Annotated in this window: 21 protein-coding genes, 3 tRNA genes and 1 pseudogene; 20 read left to right on the top strand and 5 right to left on the bottom strand. The window is 60.4% G+C overall.

Annotated features, from left to right (window positions below; genetic code table 11):
* Positions 1-125: 125 nt before the first annotated feature.
* From rplJ to H3V09_RS05250, 7 genes are all read left to right on the top strand, one after another.
* A complete protein-coding gene (gene rplJ / locus H3V09_RS05280) occupies positions 126-647 on the top strand; it encodes a 50S ribosomal protein L10 (protein WP_015022404.1) in 522 nt (173 codons plus the stop codon).
* 103 nt (positions 648-750) lie between these two features.
* A complete protein-coding gene (gene rplL / locus H3V09_RS05275) occupies positions 751-1,131 on the top strand; it encodes a 50S ribosomal protein L7/L12 (protein WP_045924837.1) in 381 nt (126 codons plus the stop codon).
* Positions 1,132-1,453: 322 nt separating this feature from the next.
* Positions 1,454-2,995, top strand: a complete 1,542-nt coding sequence (locus H3V09_RS05270; RefSeq protein ID WP_198191359.1) for a glycoside hydrolase family 30 protein — start codon at positions 1,454-1,456, stop codon at positions 2,993-2,995.
* Positions 2,996-3,047: 52 nt separating this feature from the next.
* Positions 3,048-4,583, top strand: a complete 1,536-nt coding sequence (locus tag H3V09_RS05265; protein WP_198191360.1) for a glycoside hydrolase family 30 protein — start codon at positions 3,048-3,050, stop codon at positions 4,581-4,583.
* A gap of 250 nt (positions 4,584-4,833) precedes the next feature.
* Entirely contained in the window at positions 4,834-6,426 is a 1,593-nt protein-coding gene (locus H3V09_RS05260; protein ID WP_198191361.1) for a variant leucine-rich repeat-containing protein, read from the top strand.
* A gap of 8 nt (positions 6,427-6,434) precedes the next feature.
* Positions 6,435-10,145 (top strand): helicase, encoded by a 3,711-nt coding sequence (locus H3V09_RS05255; RefSeq protein ID WP_232339463.1) that lies wholly within the window; start codon positions 6,435-6,437, stop codon positions 10,143-10,145.
* Positions 10,145-10,378: a hypothetical protein gene (locus H3V09_RS05250; protein ID WP_198191362.1), complete on the top strand. Its 234-nt coding sequence runs from the start codon at positions 10,145-10,147 to the stop codon at positions 10,376-10,378. The genes H3V09_RS05255 and H3V09_RS05250 overlap by 1 nt, the downstream gene beginning before the upstream one ends.
* Positions 10,379-10,387: 9 nt before the next feature.
* On the opposite strand, the gene H3V09_RS05245 is transcribed toward H3V09_RS05250, so the two are convergent.
* The 4 genes and pseudogenes from H3V09_RS05245 to H3V09_RS05230 all read right to left on the bottom strand — a co-directional run bounded on the left by H3V09_RS05245 (position 10,388) and on the right by H3V09_RS05230 (position 12,922).
* Positions 10,388-10,798 carry an MscL family protein gene (locus H3V09_RS05245; protein ID WP_390895337.1) on the bottom strand — a complete coding sequence of 137 codons (411 nt, stop codon included), beginning with the start codon at positions 10,796-10,798 and terminating at the stop codon, positions 10,388-10,390.
* A 718-nt stretch (positions 10,799-11,516) separates the two neighbouring features.
* Positions 11,517-11,855 (bottom strand): annotated as a pseudogene (locus H3V09_RS09175) (SAF domain-containing protein); the annotation flags it as partial.
* A gap of 72 nt (positions 11,856-11,927) precedes the next feature.
* The gene (locus H3V09_RS05235; protein ID WP_044097723.1) at positions 11,928-12,143 is read right to left on the bottom strand and encodes an FmdB family zinc ribbon protein; all 216 of its coding nucleotides are present in this window, start codon (positions 12,141-12,143) and stop codon (positions 11,928-11,930) included.
* Positions 12,144-12,244: 101 nt separating this feature from the next.
* The gene (locus H3V09_RS05230) at positions 12,245-12,922 is read right to left on the bottom strand and encodes a 5-formyltetrahydrofolate cyclo-ligase (RefSeq protein WP_198191363.1); all 678 of its coding nucleotides are present in this window, start codon (positions 12,920-12,922) and stop codon (positions 12,245-12,247) included.
* Between the two features lie 79 nt (positions 12,923-13,001).
* Between H3V09_RS05230 and H3V09_RS05225 the strand changes: the two genes are divergently transcribed.
* The 13 genes from H3V09_RS05225 (at position 13,002) to rpmG (ending at position 23,258) form a co-directional block, all read left to right on the top strand.
* Positions 13,002-13,655, top strand: coding sequence for a GNAT family N-acetyltransferase (locus H3V09_RS05225; RefSeq protein WP_198191364.1), 654 nt, complete (start codon positions 13,002-13,004; stop codon positions 13,653-13,655).
* A gap of 103 nt (positions 13,656-13,758) precedes the next feature.
* A complete protein-coding gene (locus H3V09_RS05220) occupies positions 13,759-15,186 on the top strand; it encodes a hypothetical protein (protein WP_198199036.1) in 1,428 nt (475 codons plus the stop codon).
* Positions 15,187-15,364: 178 nt separating this feature from the next.
* On the top strand, positions 15,365-15,658 hold the full coding sequence (groES, locus tag H3V09_RS05215) for a co-chaperone GroES (RefSeq protein WP_015022393.1): 294 nt from the start codon (positions 15,365-15,367) through the stop codon (positions 15,656-15,658).
* Positions 15,659-15,778: 120 nt separating this feature from the next.
* Positions 15,779-16,879 carry a histidinol-phosphate transaminase gene (locus H3V09_RS05210; RefSeq protein WP_198191450.1) on the top strand — a complete coding sequence of 367 codons (1,101 nt, stop codon included), beginning with the start codon at positions 15,779-15,781 and terminating at the stop codon, positions 16,877-16,879.
* 180 nt (positions 16,880-17,059) lie between these two features.
* Positions 17,060-17,548 (top strand): class Ib ribonucleoside-diphosphate reductase assembly flavoprotein NrdI, encoded by a 489-nt coding sequence (gene nrdI / locus H3V09_RS05205; protein WP_121913617.1) that lies wholly within the window; start codon positions 17,060-17,062, stop codon positions 17,546-17,548.
* A 65-nt stretch (positions 17,549-17,613) separates the two neighbouring features.
* Positions 17,614-18,609: a class 1b ribonucleoside-diphosphate reductase subunit beta gene (nrdF, locus tag H3V09_RS05200; protein ID WP_046323878.1), complete on the top strand. Its 996-nt coding sequence runs from the start codon at positions 17,614-17,616 to the stop codon at positions 18,607-18,609.
* A gap of 175 nt (positions 18,610-18,784) precedes the next feature.
* A complete protein-coding gene (gene nrdI / locus H3V09_RS05195; protein ID WP_015022389.1) occupies positions 18,785-19,282 on the top strand; it encodes a class Ib ribonucleoside-diphosphate reductase assembly flavoprotein NrdI in 498 nt (165 codons plus the stop codon).
* 51 nt (positions 19,283-19,333) lie between these two features.
* Positions 19,334-21,529: a class 1b ribonucleoside-diphosphate reductase subunit alpha gene (gene nrdE / locus H3V09_RS05190; RefSeq protein ID WP_110425749.1), complete on the top strand. Its 2,196-nt coding sequence runs from the start codon at positions 19,334-19,336 to the stop codon at positions 21,527-21,529.
* Between the two features lie 170 nt (positions 21,530-21,699).
* A complete protein-coding gene (gene nrdF, locus H3V09_RS05185) occupies positions 21,700-22,695 on the top strand; it encodes a class 1b ribonucleoside-diphosphate reductase subunit beta (RefSeq protein ID WP_015022387.1) in 996 nt (331 codons plus the stop codon).
* A 116-nt stretch (positions 22,696-22,811) separates the two neighbouring features.
* Positions 22,812-22,893: transfer RNA gene (locus tag H3V09_RS05180), tRNA-Tyr, on the top strand.
* A gap of 1 nt (position 22,894) precedes the next feature.
* Positions 22,895-22,966, top strand: a tRNA-Thr gene (locus H3V09_RS05175).
* Positions 22,967-22,970: 4 nt separating this feature from the next.
* A tRNA-Met gene (locus H3V09_RS05170) sits at positions 22,971-23,044 on the top strand.
* A 46-nt stretch (positions 23,045-23,090) separates the two neighbouring features.
* Positions 23,091-23,258, top strand: coding sequence for a 50S ribosomal protein L33 (gene rpmG / locus H3V09_RS05165; RefSeq protein ID WP_015022386.1), 168 nt, complete (start codon positions 23,091-23,093; stop codon positions 23,256-23,258).
* A gap of 160 nt (positions 23,259-23,418) precedes the next feature.
* On the opposite strand, the gene H3V09_RS05160 is transcribed toward rpmG, so the two are convergent.
* Positions 23,419-24,750, bottom strand: a complete 1,332-nt coding sequence (locus H3V09_RS05160) for an O-acetylhomoserine aminocarboxypropyltransferase/cysteine synthase family protein (RefSeq protein WP_198191366.1) — start codon at positions 24,748-24,750, stop codon at positions 23,419-23,421.
* Positions 24,751-24,945: the final 195 nt, after the last annotated feature.

The raw sequence follows: 24,945 nt of genomic DNA, 5'->3' as shown, positions 1-24,945 counted from the left end.
ACAGGTTGAGTTTCAAATCGGTCCTTGCGACCTGTTTTCCGCTCTGCCTGTCGGCAGGGCTTTCTTTTTGCCCGCCATGCTCAGTCGTCCGGCTCCCTCCAGAGGTCTGTCTAGGAAGGAACGCCATGAAAAGGCCCGAAAAGGAAGAGGCTGTCGCCAGGCTGACGGACAAGTTCCGTGACGCCGATGCCATCATCCTCACCGAGTACCGCGGGCTCAGTGTTCCGCAGGTCGCCGATCTGCGAAACAAGCTAGGCCGCGATACTTCCTACAACGTGGCGAAGAACACGCTAGCCCGGATTGCGGCCAAAGAGGCTGGAATCGAGGGTCTCGATGAGATGCTTGCCGGCCCCTGCGCCATCACCTTCGTCAAGGGTGATTACGTCAATGCCGCCAAGACGCTGCGTGATTTCGCCAAGGACAACCCGGCACTGATCGTCAAGGGCGGCTTCATCGATGGAGCCGTTGCTGACGCGGATGCCATGGAGAAAATCGCGGATCTGGAATCCCGCGATGTTCTGCTCTCCCGGATGGCCGGCGCGCTCAAGGGCACCATGTCCAAGGCCGCCAACCTGTTCGTCGCTGTGCCTACCAAGGCCGTGCGCACGTTCGACGCCCTGCGCGAGAAGCAGGAAAAGGCCGCCTGAGTCCACGGCCATTGGCCCGGATTCATACGGTAAACACAAAAAAAGATGTTCGGTGATCGGCCTACCAGTCAATGCCGGTCGCCACAAATGAAAGGAAGCCATTATGGCCAAGCTCTCCGCTGACGAGCTCATCGACGCGTTCAAGGAAATGACTCTGGTCGAGCTGTCCGACTTCGTCAAGAAGTTCGAGGACGAGTTCGACGTCGAGGCCTCCGCCCCTGTGGCCGTGGCCGCTGCCGCCCCCGGTGCCGCTGCTCCGGCCGAGGAGGAGAAGACCGAGTTCGACGTCGTCCTCTCCGCCATCGGCGACAAGAAGATTCAGGTCATCAAGGCCGTCAAGGCCATCACCAACCTGGGTCTGGCCGACGCCAAGGCTCTGGTTGACGGTGCTCCCAAGGCCGTCCTGGAAGGCGCCAAGAAGGAAGACGCCGACAAGGCCAAGGCTCAGCTGGAAGAGGCCGGCGCCACCGTCGAGCTCAAGTAGTCATCGGCTCTTCTGAGCCCTTGCATGTTAAAAAGCCCCAAACCGTTAATGACGGTGCGGGGCTTTTTCTTATACATCCTGTCGGCTGTGCGCGCGGGGTGAATAGGCTGCTCTGAGCCAATCTGCACCCGATGTGTATGGGCACATGCGCTTTGCAGTCGTGACCTTAGTTTTCGCTACTCAGAAGCATAGAGATGACCTTGCAAACGTAATGATCGAAGTTGATCGAAACAGTTTGTTTGTGATTGTGTTCGCTGCTAAGCTAAGCCCTGTCCTATCGACCACGACGCCGATGCCCAGATATGACAACGAGAGAGCAATCATGACCATCACCTTCACCAACCAGTTCTGGACCGTGACCTCTGGTGACCTGACCGATCGCCGCCGGCCTCTGCAAGCCCCTCCAATGGGAGAGAAGCCCAAGGACGCCAGGCCCATCGTCATCGATCCCTGCCAGCGCCATCAGCCCTGGATCGGGGCCGGAGCCGCCATCACTGATGCCGCGGCATCGCTGATTTGGGGCAGTCAATCCGCGCAGCAGAGACATGCTCTTCTGGACGATATGTTCAACCCTGACAAGGGCGGCTTTTCGGTCATCCGCATTCCGCTGGGCTCCTGCGAGCCGTCCTCCCAGCCCTACTACACCTATGACGACATCCCCTTCGGCGAGCAGGACAGGGATCTGGTCAGGTTCTCTCTGGGCGAGGGTGAGCCCGGTGCCCCGGACGCCACCAAGGACTACAAGTACATCATCCCCGTCGTGCAAGAGATACTGTCCATCAATCCTGCCGTGAAGATCATCGCATCCCCTTGGACTGCACCAGCCTGGATGAAGAATACCGGCCACCTGTGTATGGGTGGCCATCTTCGTTTCAATGAGTGGACAGGCAACGGCTATGATCCGTTGGAGGACTCTGTCGAAGGGGCCTATGCTCGTTACTTCGCCCGCTACATCGACGAGATGGAGGCCATAGGCATCCCCATCTGGGCGGTCACTGTACAGAACGAGCCCTCCAATGCAGCTCCATGGCCGGCCATGCTCTGGACGCTGGCCCAGCAGGCCGACTTTGCCCACCGCTTCTTGAGGCCTGCGTTGGATCGTCGGCACGCCCAGGTGCGCATTTTCATCAACGATGACTCGGGACACTGCCTGACCGGACCGGTCGACAAGGATGTCACCGCAGAACAGGCCCGGTCCATCGACGGTCTTACCTTGCATACCTATGACAACGACTACCCGCATCTGGATTATGCCAACCGGGTCTATCCGCAGTGGCTCTATGGCATGACCGAGCGTCGCTGCATGCTGAACCAGACCCCGGAGGATGCCGCACACATCATGTCTGGCGTCATCGGCAACTGGCTGGTCCGGCATGGCTCCTCCTTCATTACCCTGTGGAACATGGCCCTGGACGAGCGGGGGCTGCCCAACCAGATCGGTGCCGATGGCAGGCGCGGCGTGGTCACCATCGACCATGGCAGCGGCAAGGTCCGCAGGAATTTGGAGTATTTCATGCTCCGCAGCTTCGGCCAGGACGTGGAGCCGGGCTCAGTGGTGATCGACTCCAGCAACTACACCCCGGACGGCTGGAGTGGTTCGTTGGGCTCCGTGGCCTTCCTGGCACCGGACGGATCCATCGCCGCCCACATCTACAACCCCACAGGCAAGCCTATCAAGGCGGCCATTACCGTCAACGGCTGGGGGGACCGCTGGCAGAGCGTGACCGTGCCCGCCTGGGGGACCGTGACCATGCACGCGACGACGAGTGAGCGGATCAACGATTCGGCCGTGCCCGAGGATGAGGACTTCGCTCTGCAGCTGCCTGCGCATACTGTGGACGACAAGGCTCCAGGACAGGACTGAGGCTCGGATTCTGCAAACCGGGAAAGAGCCCGGCGGAAGGAGAAATACGATTATGAAGGAGATTTGGACCGCGACGGCAGGGGATCTGTCCCAGCGGCGAGAACCTATAGCGACCCCTGAGACGACGACTAGGCCCGAGGCAGCCGTTCCCATTGTCGTTGATCCCACCAGACGCTACCAGTACTGGGAGGGGGTCGGCGCTGCTCTGACGGACTCCAGCGCCTACCTGTTCATGACGGCCATGAATGCTGACCAACGTCATCGGATTCTGACCGAGCTCTTCGATCCGGCTCAGGCAGGCCTGTCCACCTTGAGGATCTCCATGGGGTCCTGCGACTTCTCCAGCCAGCGCTACTACTCCTATGATGACCTGCCCGAGGGAGTACTGTCGGATGCGGGTATGTCCTACTTCTCCATTGGGCAGGGGAAGCCAGGCTCGCCCGAAGCTACCAGGGACATGAAGTACGTGGTCCCCGTCCTTCAGGAGATCATGGCCATCAACCCGGGCGTGCGGATTCTGGCCTCTCCCTGGAGCGCACCCGCCTGGATGAAGGACAGCGGTCGGCTGGACGGGGCTGGTCGTCTGCGGCTGGGGCAATACTGCGGCAACGGCTATCGTCGACAGGACACGGTCGATGCGGCCTATGCCCGCTATTTTGTCCGCTTTATCGAGGCCTACCAGAAGCTCGGGATTCCCATTGCAGCAGTGACCATGCAGAACGAGCCCTCAAACAATCCACCCTGGCCTATGACGATTTGGACCCCTGAGGAGCTGGTGCGCTGGGGTGTGGACTACCTGCGTCCGGCTCTGGATCGCAGCTTCCCCGAGGTGGAGATCTTCTTCGGTGATGACGGTCTGAGGTTCTTCAGCCGTCCGGTCAGCGACTATATGACCCCTGTCGAAGCCCAGAGCTTTGCCGGTACGGCTATGCATACATATTCCGGCCTGCCCAAGTGGGTCGTGAATGCCACCAGGCAGTTCCCCGGATGGCGCTCGGTCATGAGTGAGCGGCGCTGCATGCTGGACGAGCAGGTGGACGAGGCCAGCCATGTCATGTTCGGAGAGATCGGCATCGGACTGGTCCGCCAGGGCGTGGGCATGATTGACCTGTGGAATCTGGCTCTGGATGAGCAGGGTCTGCCCAGCTGGGCGCGGACTATGGGCCGGCGCGGGGTCATCACCATCGATTCCCAAACTGGCGGTGTCAAGCGCAATCTGGAATACTTCATGCTCCGTAATTTCGGGCAGGATGTGCCGATCGGCGCTCGCAGGGTGGCCTCCACCAGCTATACCCGCGACGGAAGGACAGGCGGTCTGGGCTCGGTTGCCTTCGTTCGCGACGACGGCGAGCTCAGCGTTATCCTCTACAACCCGACCGGAGAGCCTATCCGGGCAGTCCTGACCGTCAATGGCTGGGGCGCCAGCTGGCGACCGGTGAGTGTACCGGCTTTTGGGACGGTCTCCTGTCATGTGTCAGACTCCGACCACGTAAACCGCAGTAGGGTGCCGGAGGATGACCAATTCGTTGTCCATATGACTCCGCACCCAGCTGATGACCACGATGAGGGAGAGGACGACCAGGGCTGATTCGATGATGGCGGCCGCTGATGGACTCTGATGGTTTTATCCGGAGCCAGGGCGGCCGCCATTTTATGCGGTTCACTTCGATGCCCAAGCCTTGCCTGCAGGGAAGGCTCACTGCTCCGGCATGTCTGCCAGTCCTTCATGTGTCCTTTATCAGTTAATTCGGCACGCAATCAATCCTATCTCTGGGTTTCATGACAGAATAGGCGATAGTACCGAGTGAAGGCGGCTGCAGATTTGGGAGGTCGAAAACGTGAGTGACGATCGGCGACCGGGGCAGGTGTGGATAATCAAGTTCAATGGGGTGGAAGAGACCCGGCTCAAGCCTGGCGAGACCGTCGAGATCGGCCGCAAGCCTCTGCGTCCGCTGCCCGATGACGGCCGGCGTCGTCTGGAGGTGACCGATCAGACTAAATCCATGTCAAAACGACATGCCATTTTCACCGTCGATCAGGACGGTTTGGCCACCCTGCGCGACATGGGTTCCACCAACGGGTCCTATCTGATTCAGTCTGACGGATCACTGGTCAGGCTGCCTGTGGATGCCGCTTACCCCCTGTCCAGCACCTCGGCTCGTTTCCAGTTCGGTGATGTTCCTGTCGATTTCGTGCGCATCAGCAATCCCGAAGAAGACCAAACCGATCCCTCGCTCCGGGTACCTGACCTCTTCTCATACTCCACACAGCCCCGCGGCACGGTGGAGCCTGATGCAGCTGACATGTCCGTTGACGACATTCTGGACATGCGCGCCGGCGAGCCCACCGGCATCTTCAAGGCCGACGGGGTCCGCAACCGGGTCACCGCCCTTCATGATATGGCCCTGGGTGCCGCCAGGACAGCCGATTCTTCCCAAGAGGCGGACGGAATTTCACAAGATCGTCCCAGGTCTGCCTCAGTTGCTCGCGACTCGGAGGATAGCGCGTCGCCGCCTTTCTCCGGAAGATCAGCGTCTGCGAATACGCGTGACTCGCAAGCGCGGTATTATGACGATCCTGATTCAGCAGAGCGTGGCCAGACTGACAAGGGATCGGCAGGTACTGGCTCGGCAGATGGTCAGGTAGCTGACCCTCGCAGAGCCTATGCTGACCAGCCGGATGACAAAGAATTCGAAGGCCGCGAGGGTGGCCGGCGTGAAGGGGACTTCCAGGCTCAGGACTCTCGTGACGAAGACCGCCGACCCCTGCCGTGGCAGGAGGACGAATCCGAGCAGGGTCTGCCGCTGGTCGGCACCCAGGAGGAGGACAGGCAGCCGGTCGACCGTGACCTTTTCGCTGATGCTCGTCGCTCGCGTTCCGCTGAATCCGCTCATGACCAGGAACGCTATGACCAGAATGCTAGTGATGATCGTGGTCAACAAGATGAAAGCGTCTCTTCCGACTACAAAGGCCATGCAGACGGCCAGTCCAGACAAGGCCGGGGGGGCGAATCAGGCTCAGCCCAGGGGTTCACCCCGCTGGGAGCTGTGGAGCTGGCCCGCCTGTCCAAGGAGGAACCGGATCAGTCCCGGCTTCCTGATCCAGCGGAAAAGCCGGATGATGACCATCAATACCAGCCGGCCTTTGAGCCCGGATCCGTCTTCGAACGGGTTTCCAAGGGCGACTATGACCGTGGCCAGGAAGCCATAGAGGTGGACGGGATGAGTTCTGATGATGCCAAGCGAACCGGGGACTTCGCCCTGCAGTTCGCCATGGCCAAGCATCGGCAGCTGCTGCCTTTCCTGGCCATGAACCCGGCCCTTTACGATGATCTTTACGCCTGGTTGGAGGCCCAGGGCGACCGGGACATCGATGCGGCCCTGCAAAACAATGAGGGGTATCACGAATATCTGAACGCCGTGCGGAAGTGAGTAGACGGATGAGCGAGACGGTAATGAGCACCGGGGGATCGGAACAGGGCAAACGTACCGAGGATGCACAGGCATCAGCGGCCGAATCCTCCCCCGACCGTGCGGTAGAAGAGGTCAAAGCTCCGCTGACTCCTCTGGATCGAATTCGAGGATGGCGCCAGGAATACCAGAACCAGGTGGGATTGACTCCTCTGGAGAGTGTATCGCAGCTGGCTGCGCAGATGGACCTGTCACATGCGCATCCTTCAGGCATTGCACAGCTTTTCGCCAGCGGCCAGGTCCATCTGGATGCGCTCTTCCGAGACCGGGGCATGCTGCGCGCGGCCCACCGGCGCATGGAGCGGGTTCTGGACGATCAGGCCGCCAAGGAGCGTGCCAGCGGCTTTGCCCAGCTCTCCATGGTGGTAGGAGTGGCTGCCTGGCAGGGGCGCGACATGCCTGTTCTGCTCTACCCTGTGCGTATTGATGAGAGCACACAGGGAACCTCCAGAGCCTCCATCAGATTCACAGGCAAGGTGGATCTTAATCCTGCCTTGATATCGGCCATGCGCGAGCGAGGCATCACCCTGGATCCTGACCGCCTGTTTTCCGCCTCCCATTATCAGGGCGGCACGCCAGAAACTTCATCGCTGTTCAAGGACATGACGGCCCTGATCACGCCGCATATCAGCGACTTCACCATCGAACGGAAAATTGTCCTAGGGTGTTTCATCGAGCCATCGGCCCAGCTGCTTGGTGAAAGCCTCCGGATTCTGGACCGGATGACTGTCGGGTCCACCGGTAACGATCTGCTGGATGCTTTGGCAGGCGACCAGGCGGCTTCCGAGCGGCTCAAGGGCGGATCCGTGCCCGACTACAGTCCCTTCGATGCGGATCCTCACAGCGAATTCGAGTCCGGAGATGTGGCCAACCGGGTCCGTTATGCAGCCCAGCTGGTGGCGACCGGGCATAGCGTGCTTGTGGATGAACAGACCGGCCGCCACAGCGCCGACGATGCTTTGGCCATTGCCTCGCGTTGCGTCACCGCAGGCAGGACAGTGCTCTATGTGCCCTGTGTGGTGGAGGAGAAGCGGCGCTTCCAACACCGTCTGGAAGCTGCCGGGATGGCTGGCATGGCCCTTGACCTGACCGACGACCAACTGGGCCGCGTCCTGGATCAGCGTTTGATCGATGCGGTAGGCTTCAAACCCGGCAAGGCCAGCGAGCATTTTGATCAGGTGGCTGACGAGCTTGTGGGTGTCCGTTCCCGGCTGACCCGTTACCTGGGCGATCTTCATGGAGTGGATTCGGGCTGGGGAGTTTCGGCCTACCAGACGATTCAGAATCTGGCCAACATTGCCAACATGCCTACGCATCCTGCCACCCGTGTCCGTTTGGGTGCGGCCACGGCCCACAACCTGCAGCCCGAGTTGGATGCCTGGGCGGACAAGCTGGAGAGGGCTGCCGAGCTGGGCGAATTCGTCATCGGCCCCCAAGACACTCCCTGGTTCGGTGCCACACTGATCAACGATAACGAGGCCGTGGATGCTTACTCCCGTGTGGTTCGTCTTCTGCAGCGGCTTCTGCCGGACACCCGTGAGCAGGTCAAATCTACTGTAGAGACCTGTGGATTCCCCGTGCCGGCCACCGTCAAGGATTGGGGACGGCAGGTGGTGGTCCTCAAGAACCTGCGCCGTGTTCTGGATGTCTTCCAGCCCTCCATCTTCGAGCGCGACATTCCCGCCATGATCGAGGCCACCAAGTCCAAGGCCGATCGCAAGGCTGATGGCACCAATCTGGGGTTCTGGGAGCGTCGACGTCTTGTCAAGGAGGCTAAGAGCCTGCTCAGGCCTGGTGCGCAGGTCGAGGATCTGCACGAGTCGCTGGTGGTGGTCTCAAAGCAGGCCGAGCAGTGGCGGACCTTCGTCCCCCACGGCGGCTGGCCGGTCCTGCCGCCCAAGCTGGACGTCATCATTGACACTCAGGAATCTCTGATTCGTGACATGACAGCTCTGGACACCGTCCTGGACTCAACTCCGGCTGGCGGTGATCTGGAGACCATGGACCTCAACAAGGTGGAGGAGCGGCTCAAGGCCCTCTTTGACGACCATACAGCCCTGGATACTTTGCCTGAACGCTGCGCTTTGGAGGGTGAATTCAACAAGGCGGGTCTGGATGGCCTGGTCCAGGATCTGCGCAACCGACAGGTTGAAGGTAAGGCGGTACGGGCCGAACTGCAGCTGGCGTGGTGGACCACGGTCTTTGACGACATCATGCGTTCCTCGCAGATCATCTCCAACCAGGACGGTTCCGCCTTATCCAACGCGGCCGACCGCTTTAGCCAGGTGGATGCACAGCACGTGGCCAGCATAGGGCCCATGGTTGCCCAGGAGAGCGAAAAGCGTCTGTCCGAGCTGCTCTTCTCGCGCACACAGGAGGCCAATCAGCTGCACACCATGCTGGCAGGCAACCCTGGTGCCTCCCTTCCGGTCTTCCAACAGGCCCATCCCAGCATACTGTCGGCGGCCAAGCCCATCATCATCGCGACTCCTGCTACGCTGGCGACCAGAACCAATCCGACACAGCTGGCCGATACGGTCATCATCGACGCCGGGGCCCATATGCCTTCCATCCAGGTCCTGACTGTGCTGGCTCGAGCCCGGCAGGTGGCAGTCATCGCCCACCGGCCGACCGTAACCTCGGATGGCCTGTTGCAGCTGATCGACCGTCTGGTTCCGGTCACTGTCAAAGCCCGGCCTTCGCGCCGCTCGATTCGTCTGGACGCCTTCCTGAAGGATCACGGCTATGGGGATTTGTCGGCGCCTGTGCCCGATTGCCGGGAGCCTGGCAGGGTGACCCTGACCAGGGTGGAGGGTGCTGGCGTCCCGGTCATGGCCACCGGTCTGGTCGAGTCCAGCCAGCAGGAGGTCGCTGCTATCGTCGATATGCTCAAGCGCAAGGCCGGATCTTTTTCCCTGGTACCGAACAGTTACCTGCTGACTGTGGTCACTCTGTCAGCTACCCATCGCTCGCGGCTGGGCGCTGAACTCAAGTCGGCAGCCGCCAAGGACAGGGTTTTCGCCAAGTTCCTGCGGCACGTACGCATTGTCGGCATTGACGAGGTCTGCGGTGCCCGGGCCACAGACGTGATCCTCACTCTGGGCTTTGCCAAGACCACCCACGGCCGTCTCCTGCAGCAGTTTGGCGATCTGGAAGGCGAAAGAGGCAAGGGCATGCTGCTGGATGCTCTGGTCTTGCCGGATCGGAATCTGGACATTGTCGCAGCTTTCTCTGCTGAGGATCTGGAGGATGACCGTCTTCACCAGCCCGGGCCGCGTCTGCTCAAGGATCTGTTGACCTGGGCTGAGCATCCTGACGCGGAGCCGGTCCGGCCCGAGCAGGCCGAGCAGTCTACCAATGTGCTCTTCCGGGATTTGGCCCAGCGGCTGCGGACCCGAGGGTTGGATGTTGCCCTGGATTACGGTTATGACCAGGCACCCCGAATTCCATTGGTGGTGGGGCTCAAGAACAAGCCCTATGCTTTGGCCGTGCTGACCGACGATGCCGAGTTCATGCACACTCAGTCCACCAGGGAGCGTCACCGGTTCACCACCGAGGACCTGCAGTATCTTGGCTGGTCGGTCATGACGGTCTGGAGCGTTTCGGCCTTTGTCAACCCTGATAAGGAAGCCGATAGGATCGTCGCTCGCCTTGCCGATATCTACCATCAGGCGCGTTGATGGCGGATAATCAGCAAGACCGGGGAAATCAGGCCGGTAATCCCGCAGCTTCACGCCGACGTCGGCATCGCCGGGTGGTTCGCCCAGGCACGGAACGGTTCGATGTTGACGGCATCGAGGAGGATCCTCAGGATCAGGTCTGCACGCAGGATCGTCTTGACGGGGATGACCGACGGATCCTGGGTGAGCTGCCGCCGCATTGGGGACTCTTCCCCAATGAGCGTGGCGACTGACTGCTGGTTCTAATTCTGTCCCGTCGGCAGACCGGTTCCGGCATCTTGACTGTCTGCACCTGTTGACTGGTGGATGTCGGCGGCGATCTGGCGCAACAGCTGCAGGCTCTGGTCCTGGGGGCTGGGTGCGTTGGGCTGGTCCTTGATGCCCGAGGCGGCCCTGCTCAGTTGCCGCAGCTTGTTGATGGGCATAATGATGCAGAAGTAAACAGCGATGGCGATCAAGAGGAAGTTGAGTAGGGCCGTCAGAATGGCACCGAAAGAGATGGTGGCGTTCCGGTAGCTGATAGTAAGGAGCCCCGACAGGTCCGGTTTGCCGAAGATCATGGCGATCAGGGGGCTGATCAGATTGTTGACGATGGCGTTTACCACGCTGGTCACCGCTGAACCCATGACCACGCCCACGGCCATATCCACCATGGATCCGCGCGAGATGAACTGCTTGAATTCGCCCAGCACACCCTTGTTGCTGATCTGCGAGATCTTGTGCACTGCTTCGGCGGTATCCTTGGCCGCCACCTGATTGATCGAGGCCATCCTGCATCCTTCCGTAGCTGATGTAGCGCATGGAGCGCCCATGCCTGCTTCTCCCTCCATTATCGCGGGCGCAGGATGGTTTCGGTTTTCCGACATGATTGGAGGGTGTCGGTGCAGAGGTTCTTTCGGGGCGGATGGCAATGACAGGGGTGGATGGATCCAGCGACAACAAGAGCAGGGCCTGATTGGCATCCAGAGCGAAGATGGACTGGGATCCTTGCCGGCCTTGGTCGCCCTCCCGCCCGTCTGGATTGGATTGATTCCTGGGGACGGTCTGCGCTGGTTGCAAAACCAGAGCCTGCTCGGCTATCATGCAGCGTCCGCCACCCGAGGCCTGCCTGGGAGCCGGTGTCTGTACTTCGTTGACTTGTCGACTGTGGGCAAGCCCCGGCACACTATCGGAACGGGGTTGGTCTCGCTTGGAGGATGGCGGCAGGGAACTGGATTGGGTGGGATGCGGGCCGTTGTCGGCCGGGCAGTTCCCCGCGGCTAGCAAACTCACCTGATCGCCGGCCTGCAGGTCTCCCGGATCATCGGCCAGGCGGACCGTCACTGGGGTGGTCCCGGCCGGCTGTGCCGGTCTGTTGCTGATCATGGCCGTGGTCAGCGGTTGCCCTGTGCGGACGCTGACCATCAGCCTCCGTCCGCGTACTTGCCCAAATGAAGCGATCAGGCCGGGCAGCCGTTCCCTGCCATGCAGGATTCGTGTCCGAACCATGGCAGGCTCGATGGCTGAGCCGCGTGCAATAGGCCGAGCGGCGACCAATACAGACAGACGGCCCTGCGCCTGGACCAGGATCTGCAGGGCACAGAAGACTGCCAGCCCCAATGCCAGGGCGGCCCCTACGCGCCGTAGCCGAAAAAGCCGCCGTCGGCGAGTCAGGGTGCTGGTGACCGTTGAAGGCTTGTTCTTCTTGGTGAAGATGGGAAAATCGACCATGCCCCCAGCCTGCCAGGATGTTGACCGGCGTATGGGTCCGCATGGTCGATGTGGTCGAATGTGCCTCTTGGTCTACTTGCTGCTTGTGGAGCTCGAAGAGGAGGAAGATGAGGCTCCGTCGGTCCGGTAGAAACCATGACCCTTGAACTCGATAGGCACTGCGGAGAAGACCTTGCGGACCTGCTGCTGCCCGCACTTGGGGCAGATGGTGATGGGTTCGTCGTTGAAAGACTGCTCCTTGGTAAAGTCGTATCCGCAGTTCTTGCAACGATAATGATAGGTGGGCACCGTTCTTTCCCTCCGCTGATGGTCGGTTCGCGCGACGATTGGTTCAACACCCAATATCCTAGTGGTGGCTTCGACCAGAAGAATCGGTACCGGGCCTCTCGTCAGTCTTGTTCATCACCATTATGGTCCGCTCTGTGTCTTCGTGATAGACCTGCGGCTGTGGGCGTGAAACCTTCAGGCGTCAGGACGGCATCCACAGGAAGATCATGGTCCAGATGGGGCAGAGGAGCTTCAACGAATTCGCCGGGCCAGCAGATGCCCACCACTGTGGTCTGTTCAGCGCGCAAGGCCAAAGCCCGGTCATACCAGCCGCCGCCCCGACCCAGACGAATGCCGGTATGGTCGATGGCCAGTGCCGGCACCAGGATCAGATCAGCCTGATGCAAAGCCTGCGCTGGCAGTGCCGGCATATCGGGTTCGTCCGGCCGCCAGCCGGGAATCCGCTTCATGCCATCCAGATCATGCTCTGATTGCAGGCATCCCCAGCCTACTTGGGTGCCCGTGCCCAGCATGGGGATGAGCACCTGGTATCTCCGGCCCAGCAGAAGGTCAAGACTGGGGTCCATGGTTATCTCCCCCCGAATGGAGGCAAAGGCAGCCACGGTCAGGCTCTGGTCGCTTCGGGAGCGTTCGACTCCGGGGAGCACATGGTCGGCCAACAGATAGGCCAGCTTGCGGCCCGCATCCAGGCATTGGGCTTGATCGATGTGCCTTCGGTCTTCAAGCAGCCGGCCACGCCGATCTTGCTTGTCCATATCGATGCGTTCCTGCTCGTTCATGTCCTCAGTTCTACCAGTAGGGGCTCTCCCGGATGGACGCCTGTCTGCCTCAGCTGCCGTTCGGTGAGAACATGGAATCATGTCGGTTCTGCATACCTTCCGTCAGGTCTGGCAGGGTTCCCGGGCCCGCTCGGGCCATGCCCTGAACCTGCCTGATCGTCTGACCCCGCCCCCAGGCCATGGGGACTTCCTGCTGAGACCCATCCGCGAGGGTGATCAATCAGCATGGAATGCGGTTCGATGGAGGAATCGTGATTGGCTGGCCCCATGGGAATCGGGGGATCCCCGCCACGGACCTGGCATGACCTATGCCCAGTGGATGCAGGAGCTGGAGCGTGCCCGGCAGGAGGGTACTTCGGCGGTCTTCCTGATGGATTTTCATCAGAGCATCGTAGGGCAGATTTCCCTAGGCGCCATCCGCTATGGTTCCATGTGCACGGGGGTAGCGGGCTACTGGGTTGACCAGGATTGGATCGGTCACGGATTCGCGCCCCTGGCCTTGGCCATGGTGGCGAATTGGGTCTTCAAGGATAGGAGCGGGCCTCATCTGCACCGTCTGGAGGTTGCGATTCTGCCTGAAAATCAGCGGTCCCTGCGTGTAGTACAAAAGCTGGGCATGGAGCCGGAGGGGCTGCGTCGCAGCTACATGTATGTAAACGGACAGTGGCGGGACCACCTGACCTTTGCCTGGATCAGCGACCAATTCGATCCAGATCTGCTGGCCCGTTTATGAACCCCTGGGGCGGACATGGTCGACACGCTGGGTTTGACTTGCCGCTTGGGGCATACCGTCAACTAACGTAGTACCTATGGTTTATGAATCACTCAGCAGCATCATGGTTTTGGTGATTGCAGTGATTCTGGTGCTGGGTTGGCTGCCGTTTCGCACCGTCAAGGGCATGAAGCGGGCCTCGGAGCATCGCCAGGACAGGCTTTCCACCTCCCTGCACATGGTGGGTCGGGAAGACGGTATGAGGTTCTGCGACAGGCAGTCGAGGACGGTGAAAGGGTTGGTCATGCAGCAAGGGCAGCAGGATGGCAACCGGCTGAGTCAGGCCCAGCGCATCAAGCAGATCAGACAGTTGCGCCGCGCGGCCATACGCCGTCGTCGCATCCTGGTCCTTACCCTGTTGGTCATCACTCTGCTGGTGGCTGGGCTCTCTTACCTTGTAGGTTACAGCCCATGGTTCACTTTGATTCCTCTGGCCTTGGTGATAGTGGTGTTGGCCGCCGGCGCACATGCTTCGGCCCAGGCTCGGATTTGGGAGCGCAATTTGGCCCAGCGGCGTGCTAGGCAGCGTCGTCAGCAGGCGGCCAGTCTGACTAAGGGCAAGACCTCCGGCAGGCCTGTGCAGGCCAAGAATGAGGGCCGCACGGAAACTGCCACGGATGTGCTTGACCAGGGTGAGATTCGTCAAACGCTGGCTCAGGCCAAGGCTGATCAGCAGGCAGCGCTCAAGGCCAGGCAGCACAATTCCGCCAAGCCAGCAAAGCCGTCAGCCGGCACCAGCAAGGCCAAGGGTTCGGCCGGGTCCGCAAAGTCGAATGAGAAGACTGCTGCTCAGACCGGACATACCTCGAACATGCAGCCCGTCACCAAGAAGGCCTCTGAGCAGACCCCAGCCAAACAAGCGGCCTCTCAACCGGCGGCTTCCAAACCGGCAGCTGCCAAATCCTCAAAGGCCCAAAAGGCTGCCTCCAAATCTGCTACGCCCAAGTCGCCAATGGACAAATCCGCTGCCTCGAAGTCTGCAGTCCGGCCTACTTCTTCACAGTCGATGCCTGCCCAATCCGCCGCTGCCCATTCAGGCAAGTCCGGATCGGTCTCTGCGTCTATCGGCAAAGAGCACCAGGCTTCGTCAGATCAGGCCTCCAAATCCGCGGCATCGTCGTCCTCGGCAAAGGCCCAGGAGGATGCCACCAACGAACTCGAACGCATCAATCCCTCTCCGGCCTTGGATGCTTTCGACATGGCGGCAGGCCAGGATCTGATTTCCTTCTCCCTGGGATCGGCCCGCGGCGAGGAAGCGGACAAGGACGGCAAGAGCAACGAAGATGAGGGTCCCCACAGCCTGGAGATCAAGTCAACCCGTCAGGTCTCCGTGGCCCGTCCCCCCGAAAAGAAGAAGGCCGATGGGCGGCCCGACGACTTCCATGAGAGGGAGATGCAGGCCCAGGTCGAAGCGCCTGACCGCAGCGAGAACTCCCTGTCCATCGGCGTGGAGGCCATATTGGCCCGGCGTCGTCCGTCAGCCAAGTCCTGAGGGGCCAATCGACAATCAATCTTTCACCACCAGCGTTAGCACTCAAGTTGGCAGAGTGCTAATTTCGCGCTACTATGACTTGTAGCGCAAAGGAATGCGTGGTGAGTGTTCGTCAGCCTCTCATCGACGTTCCGGCGTGGGTTCATTGGCTGTTCTCACAAGATGTAGGAGGTCCACAGTGTCGATTTCACTCACACCGTTGGAAGACAAGATCGTCATCAAGCAGGCTGAGGCGGAGACCAAGACCGCTTCCGGGCTGGTCATCCCCGATACCGCCAAGGAGAAGCCCCAGCAGGGCGAGGTGCTGGCGGCAGGCCCCGGCCGTCGTGACGACAAGGGCGAGCGCATCCCCATGGATGTCAAGGTTGGCGACAAGGTTCTGTACTCCAAGTACGGCGGCACCGAGGTCAACTACGGTGGCGAGGACTACCTGATTGTATCCGCGCGCGACGTTCTGGCCATCCTCAAGTAAAGAGGCGGTGATTAGTGGCCCCTGGTCCTGTGAAAGGACCAGGGGCCATTTGCGTCTCGTCAGGACCGTGCAGCGGACCAGATGCCGCAGGGACATGTGGCGGCCACTAGCATGGTGCCCATGTACTATCGTCATCGCGCCAGCATTGATTCCCTTCCCGGATACCGGCAGGGCAGCCCGGCACCAGCCGTTCCCGGGTTAACCAGTTACAAGATCTCCAGCAACGAGAACCCATACCCGCCCCTGCCCGGTGTGCTTCAGGCCGTCTCAGAGCAGGCCCTGGGCCATTTGAACCGCTATCCGGACATGCATGGCACCCGTCTGGTAGAGCGGCTGGCCAAGCTGCACGGGGTCGATCCAGCATGCATTCAACTGGGATGCGGATCCACTGAGGTCATCACCCAGCTGGTTGACCTGGTGGCCGGTCACGGCGATCAGGTGGTCTATCCCTGGCGCAGTTTCGAGGCCTATCCCATCATCATCACCACGGCTGGCGCCACCGGGGTGCCTGTGCCTCTGGATAAGCAGGGGCGCCATGACATCGAGGCCATGATCGCCGCGGTCAATGACCACACCAGACTGGTCATTGTCAACAATCCCAACAATCCGACTGCGACCAACGTCGATCGCAATCAGGCCGAACGGCTCCTGCAAGCCCTGCCCGCAGACCTGCCGGTGCTCTTTGATGAGGCGTATATACAGTTCAACGACGACCCTGATCGAGCCGACGGATTGACGCTTGTGCGCGAGCATCCCAATGTGATAGTGGCACGGACCTTCTCCAAGGCCTATGGATTGGCTGGTCTGCGGATCGGATACGCCGTGGCAGCGGAGCCGATTATTGCCGGTATGAACAAGGTGGCCCTGCCCTTCGGCGTCACCGATGTGGCCCAGACGGCGGCAATGGCCAGCCTGGACGCACAGGACCGCCTGGCCGAACGGGTCCAGGCACTCAAGCAGGAACGGGCCAGGATCCTGGCTGGTTTGCAGGAGCAGGGGTGGAAGATTCCTGAGCCTCGGGCCAACTACTACTGGCTGCCTCTGGGCCAGGCCGCCGCACAGGCTGATCAGCGCTTCCGCGACGCAGGCCTGTCGGTCAGGACCTTCCCCGGCGAGGGCATCCGCATCACTGTGGGGGAGCGGGAAGCCAACGACCGGGTCCTGGAAGTTTGCGCTGATCTGCGTCGGCAGGGTTTACCGCAGGATCCGATTGCTGACTGAAGGCCGCGTACTGTCGCGAGCGTAAATGCCAATGATTGCTGTCTCCGTCCTTGTCTGGAATGTCACAGCAAAGGCTGTTTTGCTCTTGTGAGCTTGTGTCGTCTTGGATAAACCTATATATTGTGGTTGGCTGGCCTAGTCTATCCAATATATAGTGTTTACCAAGGAGCAACAGTCACTATGTCCTCAGCAGATGTGGATCGGCACGATCCTCCCGATGGTGCCTCCAAGCTGGTGTACTTCTCCAGCGTCTCCAACAACACCCACCGCTTTGTGCAGCGGCTGGGCGTGGAGGGGCCCATCCGCATCCCCCTGTACGAGCGGCGCCAGCCCATGCCCATTATGGATGCGCCTTACCTTTTGCTGGTGCCCACCTATGGCGGCGGGTCAGCCAAGGGGGCCGTGCCCAAGCAGGTCATCCACTTCCTGAACAATCCGGTCAACCGCGGACTGATCCGCGGAGTCGTCACCTCGGGCAACCGGAACTTTGGCAGCGCCTATTGCGCGGCCGGCCCTCTGATAGCCCGCCGGTGCGGCGTCCCTGAGCTCTATCGATTCGAGCTGCTGGGCACCGCGGAGGATGTTCAAGCGGTCAGGGCCATTCTGGCCGGAATGGGAGTGCAGCTCCAGCAGCAGTCGACTGATTCACGAAAGGCGGTTTTGTCATGAGCCAGCAGGAAAGCACGCAAGAAAGCACCAAGTCAGAGGCCGGCGTCTATGCCGACGACGAGATGATGCGCCAATCCATCACCCCGCCCCAGTACCGTGTCACCCCTGAGGCCAGGATTCGCCCGGTCAACTGGAACAACATCACCGACGAGAAGGATCTGGAGGTCTGGAACCGACTGGTTTCCAACTTCTGGCTGCCCGAGAAGGTGCCCCTGTCCAACGACATCCCATCCTGGAACACCCTGACCGATCATGAGCGCCAGACCACGGTTCGTGTCTTCACCGGACTGACCATGCTGGACACCACGCAGGCCACCATCGGTGAGCTGGTGCAGATCGATCACGCCCGCACCGAGCAGGAGCAGGCCATCTATACCAACATCGCTTTCATGCAGTCGGTCCATGCCCGCTCCTACTCCTCGGTTTTCTCCACGCTCTGCTCCAGCGAGGAAATCGACAAGGCCTACCGCTGGGCTGTGGCCAACGACGTCCTCCAGGAGCGCGTCCACACGGTCCTGCACGAGTATGTCAGCGAGGATCCCCTGAAGCGCAAGGTGGCCTCCACCATGCTCTCCTCGCTCATGCTCTATGCGGGCTTCTATCTGCCCCTTTACTTCTCCAGCCATGCCAAGCTGATGAATACGGCCGACATGATCCGTCTGATCCTGCGTGACAAGGCCATCCATGGCTATTACTCGGGCTACAAGTATCAGCGGGGTCTGGAGGAGAGGACACAGGCCGACCAGGCCATGCTGGAGAAGTTCACCAACGATTTGCTGGACAAGCTCTACGACCTGGAGATGGTCTACTCGGGGCAGATTTATGAGGGCTTCCCCTTCGTCGAGGACGTCTTCGCCTTCGTTCGCTACAATGCCAACAAGGCGCTGATGAACCTGGGCTACCCGGCTCGGTTTGCGGCCGACCAGACTGATGTCAGTTCGGAGATCCTGGCGGCCCTGTCGCCATCGGCCAACGAGAACCATGATTTCTTCTCAGGTTCGGGCTCCTCCTACGTCATGGGGCACTCCGAGTCCACTGACGACGACGACTGGGACTTCTAGGCGAGTTGGATCTGCTGTGATATTGGGCACAGAAAACCCTATATATGCTCACCGTTTTTAATATCAATAGCACATATAGTAGTTCAGGCTCGCGCTGGGCGGGTTCTGATCGGTCCGTCTTCAGGGCGGGCATCACCGTCAAGACAGGCTCTGGATGGCCTGATCAGGAGGAAGCATGGAGCAACAGCAGACCGCCGGAACTGATTCGGAGCTCAGTGCTCCCGAGTTCGCCGCCCAGGGTCAGCGCCTGGGGGCCGTGGTCTACTTCTCGTCGGCCTCGCGCAACACCGCCCGGTTCATCGCCAACTGCCATTTGGATGACGAGGGGATTGACGTCTTCCGCATCCCTTTGAGGCCCAAGGATCCGCCGCTCAACATTCGGCAGCCCTACATCCTGATCGTCCCCACCTATGGGGGCGGATCAGCCAAGAAGGCGGTCATGCCGCAGATCAAGCGCTTCCTGAACGACCCGGCCAACCGGGCCGGCATCCGCGGGGTCATCGCCTCGGGCAACACCAACTTCGGGGAGGCCTTCTGCATGGCGGGGGACATCATCTCCCGCAAGTGCAATGTGCCTTTCCTCTATTATTTCGAGCTCATGGGCACCAAGGAGGACCAGGAGAAGGTCCGCCGCGGGGTTGTGGATTTCTTCCGCAACCACCCCGAGTCCTGAGCCTATTTCATTACACGCACTATCACTGCAATACTCATGAAAGGACACCCGATGGGAGCAAACGAGGACACGTCCCTGGCCCTGGATAGGACCGCATCCGAGGATGAGGAGACCTTCGATCCGGCTCACGACTACCATGCCCTGAACGCCATGCTGAACCTGTACGACAAGGACGGCAGGATTCAGTTCGACAAGGACCGCGAGGCCGAGCGCCAGTACATGGACCGGCACGTACGGCCCAACACCATGACTTTCCCCTCCACGGCCGAGAGGATTGCCTACCTCCTGGATCACGAGTACTACGATCGCAAGGTCTTCGAGAGCTATACCCCTGAGTTCCTGGACAGGATCTACAAGCATGCGGCCGAGAGCGGCTTTGAGTTCGAGACCTTCCTGGGCGCCTTCAAGTTCTATACCTCCTATGCGTTGAAGACCTTCGATGGCAAGCGCTACCTGGAGGACTTCCCCCAGCGCTGTGTGGCCGTGGCCCTGGAGCTGGCCGACGGGGATGAGCAGGCCGCCATGAAGTACACGGATGAGATCATCTCCGGACGCTTCCAGCCCGCCACCCCAACCTTCCTGAACCTGGGCAAGGCCCAGCGCGGTGAGCCGGTCTCCTGCTTCCTTGTGCGCATCGAGGACAACATGGAGTCGATCTCCCGCGGCGTCAACGCTGCCTTGCAGCTGTCCAAGAGGGGCGGTGGCGTGGCCCTGCTGCTCAGCAACCTGCGCGAGATGGGCGCGCCCATCAAGCACATCGAGAACCAGTCCAGCGGTGTGGTTCCGGTCATGAAGCTTCTGGAGGACTCCTTCTCCTATGCCAACCAGCTGGGTGCCCGCCAGGGTGCCGGCGCGGTCTACCTGTCGGCCCACCATCCTGACATCATGCGTTTCCTGGACACCAAGCGGGAGAACGCGGACGAGAAGATCCGCATCAAGTCCCTGGCCCTGGGCGTGGTCATTCCCGACATCACCTTCGAGCTGGCCAAGCGCAAGGAGCCCATGGCTCTCTTCTCGCCCTACGACGTGGAGCGGGTCTACGGCAAGCCCTTCGCTGACATCCCCATCACCGAGCACTACGAGGAGATGGTCAAGGACAAGCGGATCCACAAGAAGTACATCGACGCCCGCGACTTCTTCATGACTCTGGCCGAGATCCAGTTCGAGTCCGGCTACCCCTACATCCTCTTCGAGGACACGGTCAACAAGGCCAACCCCATCGACGGCCGGATCACCATGTCCAACCTCTGCTCGGAGATCCTGCAGGTCCAGGAGCCCAGCACCTACTCCGAGAATCTGAACTATGAACATATCGGCCGCGACATCTCATGCAACCTGGGATCCCTCAATATCGCCAAGGCCATGGACGGCGGCCTGGCCGACACGGTCGAAACCTCGGTGCGGGCCCTGACATCCGTCTCTGACCACACCAACATCGAGGCGGTTCCCTCCATCAAGCGGGGCAACGACGAGGGTCATGCCATCGGTCTGGGCCAGATGAACCTCCATGGCTTCCTGGCCCGCGAGGGCATCCACTACGGGTCCGAGGAGGGGCTGGACTTCACCGACATGTACTTCATGACCGTGGCCTACCACGCCTACAGGGCCTCACATGCCCTGGCCGTGGAGCGGGGGAAGGCCTTCGCCTCCTTCGCCAAGTCCGATTATGCCAAGCCTGCCGGCCAGGGGAACTACTTCGACAAGTACACTGAGGGCAGCCGTTCCCTGGAGCCCAGGACCCAGCGGATCAAGGACCTCTTCGACCAGTACAAGGTCCACATTCCCACGGTTGAGGACTGGAAGGAACTCCAGGCGGCCATCCTCAAGGACGGCATCTACAACCAGAACCTCCAGGCCGTCCCCCCGACCGGGTCCATCTCCTACATCAACCACTCCACCAGCTCCATCCACCCGATCGCCTCCAAGATCGAGATTCGCAAGGAGGGCAAGATCGGGCGCGTCTACTACCCGGCCCCCTACATGACCAACGAGAACCTGGACTACTTCGAGGATGCCTACGAGATTGGCTGGAAGAAGATCGTGGATACTTACGCCGAGGCCACCCAGCATGTGGACCAAGGGCTCTCTCTGACCCTCTTCTTCCCCGACACAGCCACCACCCGCGATCTGAACAAGGCTCAGATCTACGCCTGGCGCAAGGGGATCAAGACCCTCTACTACATCAGGATCCGCCAGCAGGCGCTGGAAGGCACCGAGGTCGAAGGCTGCGTCAGCTGCATGCTTTAAGGCGCATGTCCTAAGGCATATGCAATCACTGGTCGGTACCGTCTTTGAGGGCGGCGCCGGCCCTTTGGCATCCACGTCCACAGGTCGGGTCCGTCCATGCGGTAGACTGACGGTCCTGTCATGATCCGCTTCGCACTGTCGAACACCTATCCAACAAGGAGCAATCAACCATGGTCCCACCCATTTCCATTCCCCGGCAGCCGCTGAAGCTGATCGACCGGGTCTCCGCCATCAACTGGAATCGTCTGGAGGACGAGAAGGACCTGGAGGTCTGGGACCGTCTGACCGGCAACTTCTGGTTGCCCGAGAAGGTTCCCGTCAGCAATGATCTGCCCTCCTGGCAGGCCATGAGCGAGGAGGAGCACACCCTGACCATGCGGGTCTTCACCGGTCTGACCCTTCTGGACACCATTCAGGGGACCGTGGGCGCCGTCAGCCTGATCCCGGATGCGCTGACCCCCCATGAGGAGGCGGTCTACACCAACATCGCCTTCATGGAGTCGGTCCATGCCAAGTCCTACTCCTCCATCTTTTCCACCCTGGCCTCCACGCCACAGATCGACGCGGCCTTCGAGTGGAGCGAGCACAACGAGTTCCTCCAGCGCAAGGCCCAGATCGTCCTGGACTACTACGAGGGCGACAATCCCCTGAAGCGCAAGGTGGCCTCCACCCTGCTTGAGTCCTTCCTCTTCTACTCGGGCTTCTACCTGCCCATGTACTTCTCCAGCCATGCCAAGCTGACCAACACGGCTGATCTGATCCGCCTGATCATCCGTGATGAGGCCGTGCACGGCTACTACATCGGCTACAAGTACCAGAAGGGGCTGGCCAAGGTCTCCGACTCCGAGCGTCAGGCCATGAGCGACTACACCTACGAGCTCCTGGGTGACCTGTACGACAACGAGGTGGAATACACCGAGAGCCTGTATTCCGGAGTGGGTCTGGTGGAGGACGTCACCAAGTTCCTGCGCTACAACGGCAACAAGGCGCTGATGAACCTGGGCTATCCGGCACTCTTCCCCTCGGACAGCACCGACGTGAATCCGGCCATCATCGCCTCGCTGAGTCCCAACGCCGACGAGAACCACGACTTCTTCTCCGGCTCGGGCTCCTCCTATGTCATGGGCAAGGCCGTGGAGACCGACGACGACGACTGGGATTTCTGACCAGCCTGTCCCGCTCCGACGCGGAAGACACGACGTCGGAGCGGGACTTGCGGAAAACGAAAAAACATGTCATTATAGGCAAGTTGCCGTACGGAGCTCCGGTTCTAGTGCGACATGGCGGATTTCCCAAGCGGTCAAAGGGAGCTGACTGTAAATCAGCCGCGTAATGCTTCAGAGGTTCGAATCCTCTATCCGCCACGCCTCGGTAGCTCAGTGGCAGAGCACTTCCTTGGTAAGGAAGAGGTCGTGAGTCCGATTCTCACCCGAGGCTCTCTGGCGGGGTAGCTCAGCTGGCTAGAGCGTACGACTCATAATCGTAAGGTCAAGAGTTCGAGTCTCTTCCTCGCTACTGTGGCCGACATACGTCGGTCGTGCAACGACTATAGAGGTGAACCATGGCAAAAGCCGCAGATATCCGTCCTGGCATTACGCTGGCGTGCACCGTGTGCAAGGAGCGTAATTACATTACGACCAAGAACCGTCGTAACACTCCTGACCGTCTGGAGCTCAAGAAGTTCTGCCCCCGTTGCGGCAAGCATACCCTGCACCGGGAGACTCGCTGAGTTCTTCCTATCGTTTGGCTTCATCAGGACCCGACCACTTGGTCGGGTCCTTTTTTATACAAGAGGCTCTTCTTTATGCAACTCTGCATATATGCCTGTTCCCCATTACCCGGGATGTGTTGGGAGCAGAATGGGTTTTATGATGTAGAGGACGCAGCTTTTAGCGAGTGTTCTGGTAGGCGGCTGCAAAGGCCTGATCCAGGTCGGCGACCAGGTCATTCGGGTTCTCCAGACCTACGGAGATCCGAATCAGGTCGTCGCCCACACCGGCACTGAGGCGGTAGGGGCCTGGAACCTCCCTGTGGGTGATCCTGGCCGGGTCCACAATCAGGGTGCGACAGTCGCCGATGTTGGGCATGTAGCTCATGAGATGCACTGAGTCCACGATGCGCTTCACCTGCTCATAGCCCCCTTTGACCTTGAAGGAGAGGATCGTGCCGACGCCCTTGGGCAGCAGAGTCGAAGCCAGGCGGTCCTGTTGGTCCGCATCGCCCTGGTGCCGACCCTCCGGAATGCCTGAGTAATTGACCTGTTCCACCTGGGGAATGGTCAGCAGGTGGCGGGCCAGGATCGCTGCCGTCTTTACCTCGGCGGCGACACGCTGGGCCAGGGTCTCAAGGCCGGTCAGTTGCAGGTAGGCGGTGAAAGGACTCATGACCGCCCCGAAGGTATGCAGGTATTTGGTATGGATCCTGTGCAGGAAGGCCATCTTGCCGAAGGCATCCAGAAAGCTGACCATGGACCCGTGTCGCTCGTCGCTGATGATCAGTTCGGGCTGGCTCATTTGCGGAAAGCGGCCGTTGCCCCAGTCGAATCGCCCTGCATCCACGATGACCCCGCCCAGTGCGTTGCCGTGGCCGCTGATCCCCTTGGTGGTCGAGTGGACGACGATGTCGGCGCCGAAGTCGATTGGATTGAGCAGGTAGGGTGTGGGCACCGTATTGTCGATGATCAGGGCCAGCCCATGCCGATGGGCAAGGTCGGCCAGGCCCGGGATGTCGGCTATGGCTGTGGACGGATTGGCCACGGACTCGGCGAAGATGGCCCTGGTGTTGTCCTGGATCAGGGATTCCACCTCGTCAAGGTCGTTGATGTCATCCACAAAATCCGTTTCGATGCCGAAGTTGGGAAAGAAGGTCTTCATGGCATCCACCGAAGTTCCATAAAGATCGACCGGTGAAATTAGTCTCCCGCCGCTTTCGGCTGCGCACATGAGGGCTGACGACACGGCGGCCATCCCTGAGGCCATGGCCACAGCCCCCTTGCCCCCCTCCAAGCTGGCCAGGCGATCCTCCAGGACCTTGACTGTGGGATTGGCCAGGCGTGAGTAAGAGAACCCTTGAATTGCACCGGCGGCCAGGGCATCTCCCCGGTCGGCGGTGACCATGTCAAAAGCGGCCGACTGGTAGATGGGGACGCTGGCTGCGCCTCCGCCTTGGCTTTGACAGTCATAGCCGTCATGGACGGCTTTTGTCGCGAATCCTTTGCTCATGCGGATGTGTTCCTCTGAATATGGTCTAGATGCTCGCGTGCTTCACGGAATATCAAACTCGTTTTCAGATTTCGAGACAACAGTGCCTCTATAGACGTTCCTTATAGGAGGTTATTCAGCCGCCGTCGTCTTTGTCGGCATGCATCGGCTGACCGAGCTAATTCAAAAGAACCTGCCTGTGTGTGGCTGTATTTT

The organism is Bifidobacterium sp. M0399 (assembly GCF_016100595.1).
Lineage (GTDB): Bacteria > Actinomycetota > Actinomycetes > Actinomycetales > Bifidobacteriaceae > Bombiscardovia > Bombiscardovia polysaccharolytica.
The sequence above is the reverse complement of the archived record's forward strand: the minus strand, read 5'-3'. Positions and strand labels throughout refer to the sequence as shown.

Bases quoted from the DNA above. Each gene is read 5' to 3' on its own strand.
- H3V09_RS05245 (WP_390895337.1), bottom strand. From the start codon at position 10,798: ATGGTGGATATGGCCGTGGGCGTGGTCATGGGTTCAGCGGTGACCAGC.
- H3V09_RS05250 (WP_198191362.1), top strand. From the start codon at position 10,145: ATGGCGGATAATCAGCAAGACCGGGGAAATCAGGCCGGTAATCCCGCA.
- H3V09_RS05225 (WP_198191364.1), top strand. From the start codon at position 13,002: ATGTCGGTTCTGCATACCTTCCGTCAGGTCTGGCAGGGTTCCCGGGCC.
- H3V09_RS05270 (WP_198191359.1), top strand. From the start codon at position 1,454: ATGACCATCACCTTCACCAACCAGTTCTGGACCGTGACCTCTGGTGAC.
- nrdF (WP_015022387.1), top strand. From the start codon at position 21,700: ATGGTCCCACCCATTTCCATTCCCCGGCAGCCGCTGAAGCTGATCGAC.
- nrdI (WP_015022389.1), top strand. From the start codon at position 18,785: ATGGAGCAACAGCAGACCGCCGGAACTGATTCGGAGCTCAGTGCTCCC.
- H3V09_RS05230 (WP_198191363.1), bottom strand. From the start codon at position 12,922: ATGAACGAGCAGGAACGCATCGATATGGACAAGCAAGATCGGCGTGGC.
- rplJ (WP_015022404.1), top strand. From the start codon at position 126: ATGAAAAGGCCCGAAAAGGAAGAGGCTGTCGCCAGGCTGACGGACAAG.
- rplL (WP_045924837.1), top strand. From the start codon at position 751: ATGGCCAAGCTCTCCGCTGACGAGCTCATCGACGCGTTCAAGGAAATG.
- H3V09_RS05210 (WP_198191450.1), top strand. From the start codon at position 15,779: ATGTACTATCGTCATCGCGCCAGCATTGATTCCCTTCCCGGATACCGG.
- nrdI (WP_121913617.1), top strand. From the start codon at position 17,060: ATGTCCTCAGCAGATGTGGATCGGCACGATCCTCCCGATGGTGCCTCC.
- H3V09_RS05265 (WP_198191360.1), top strand. From the start codon at position 3,048: ATGAAGGAGATTTGGACCGCGACGGCAGGGGATCTGTCCCAGCGGCGA.
- nrdF (WP_046323878.1), top strand. From the start codon at position 17,614: ATGCGCCAATCCATCACCCCGCCCCAGTACCGTGTCACCCCTGAGGCC.
- H3V09_RS05255 (WP_232339463.1), top strand. From the start codon at position 6,435: ATGAGCGAGACGGTAATGAGCACCGGGGGATCGGAACAGGGCAAACGT.
- rpmG (WP_015022386.1), top strand. From the start codon at position 23,091: ATGGCAAAAGCCGCAGATATCCGTCCTGGCATTACGCTGGCGTGCACC.
- H3V09_RS05160 (WP_198191366.1), bottom strand. From the start codon at position 24,750: ATGAGCAAAGGATTCGCGACAAAAGCCGTCCATGACGGCTATGACTGT.
- nrdE (WP_110425749.1), top strand. From the start codon at position 19,334: ATGGGAGCAAACGAGGACACGTCCCTGGCCCTGGATAGGACCGCATCC.
- H3V09_RS05220 (WP_198199036.1), top strand. From the start codon at position 13,759: ATGGTTTTGGTGATTGCAGTGATTCTGGTGCTGGGTTGGCTGCCGTTT.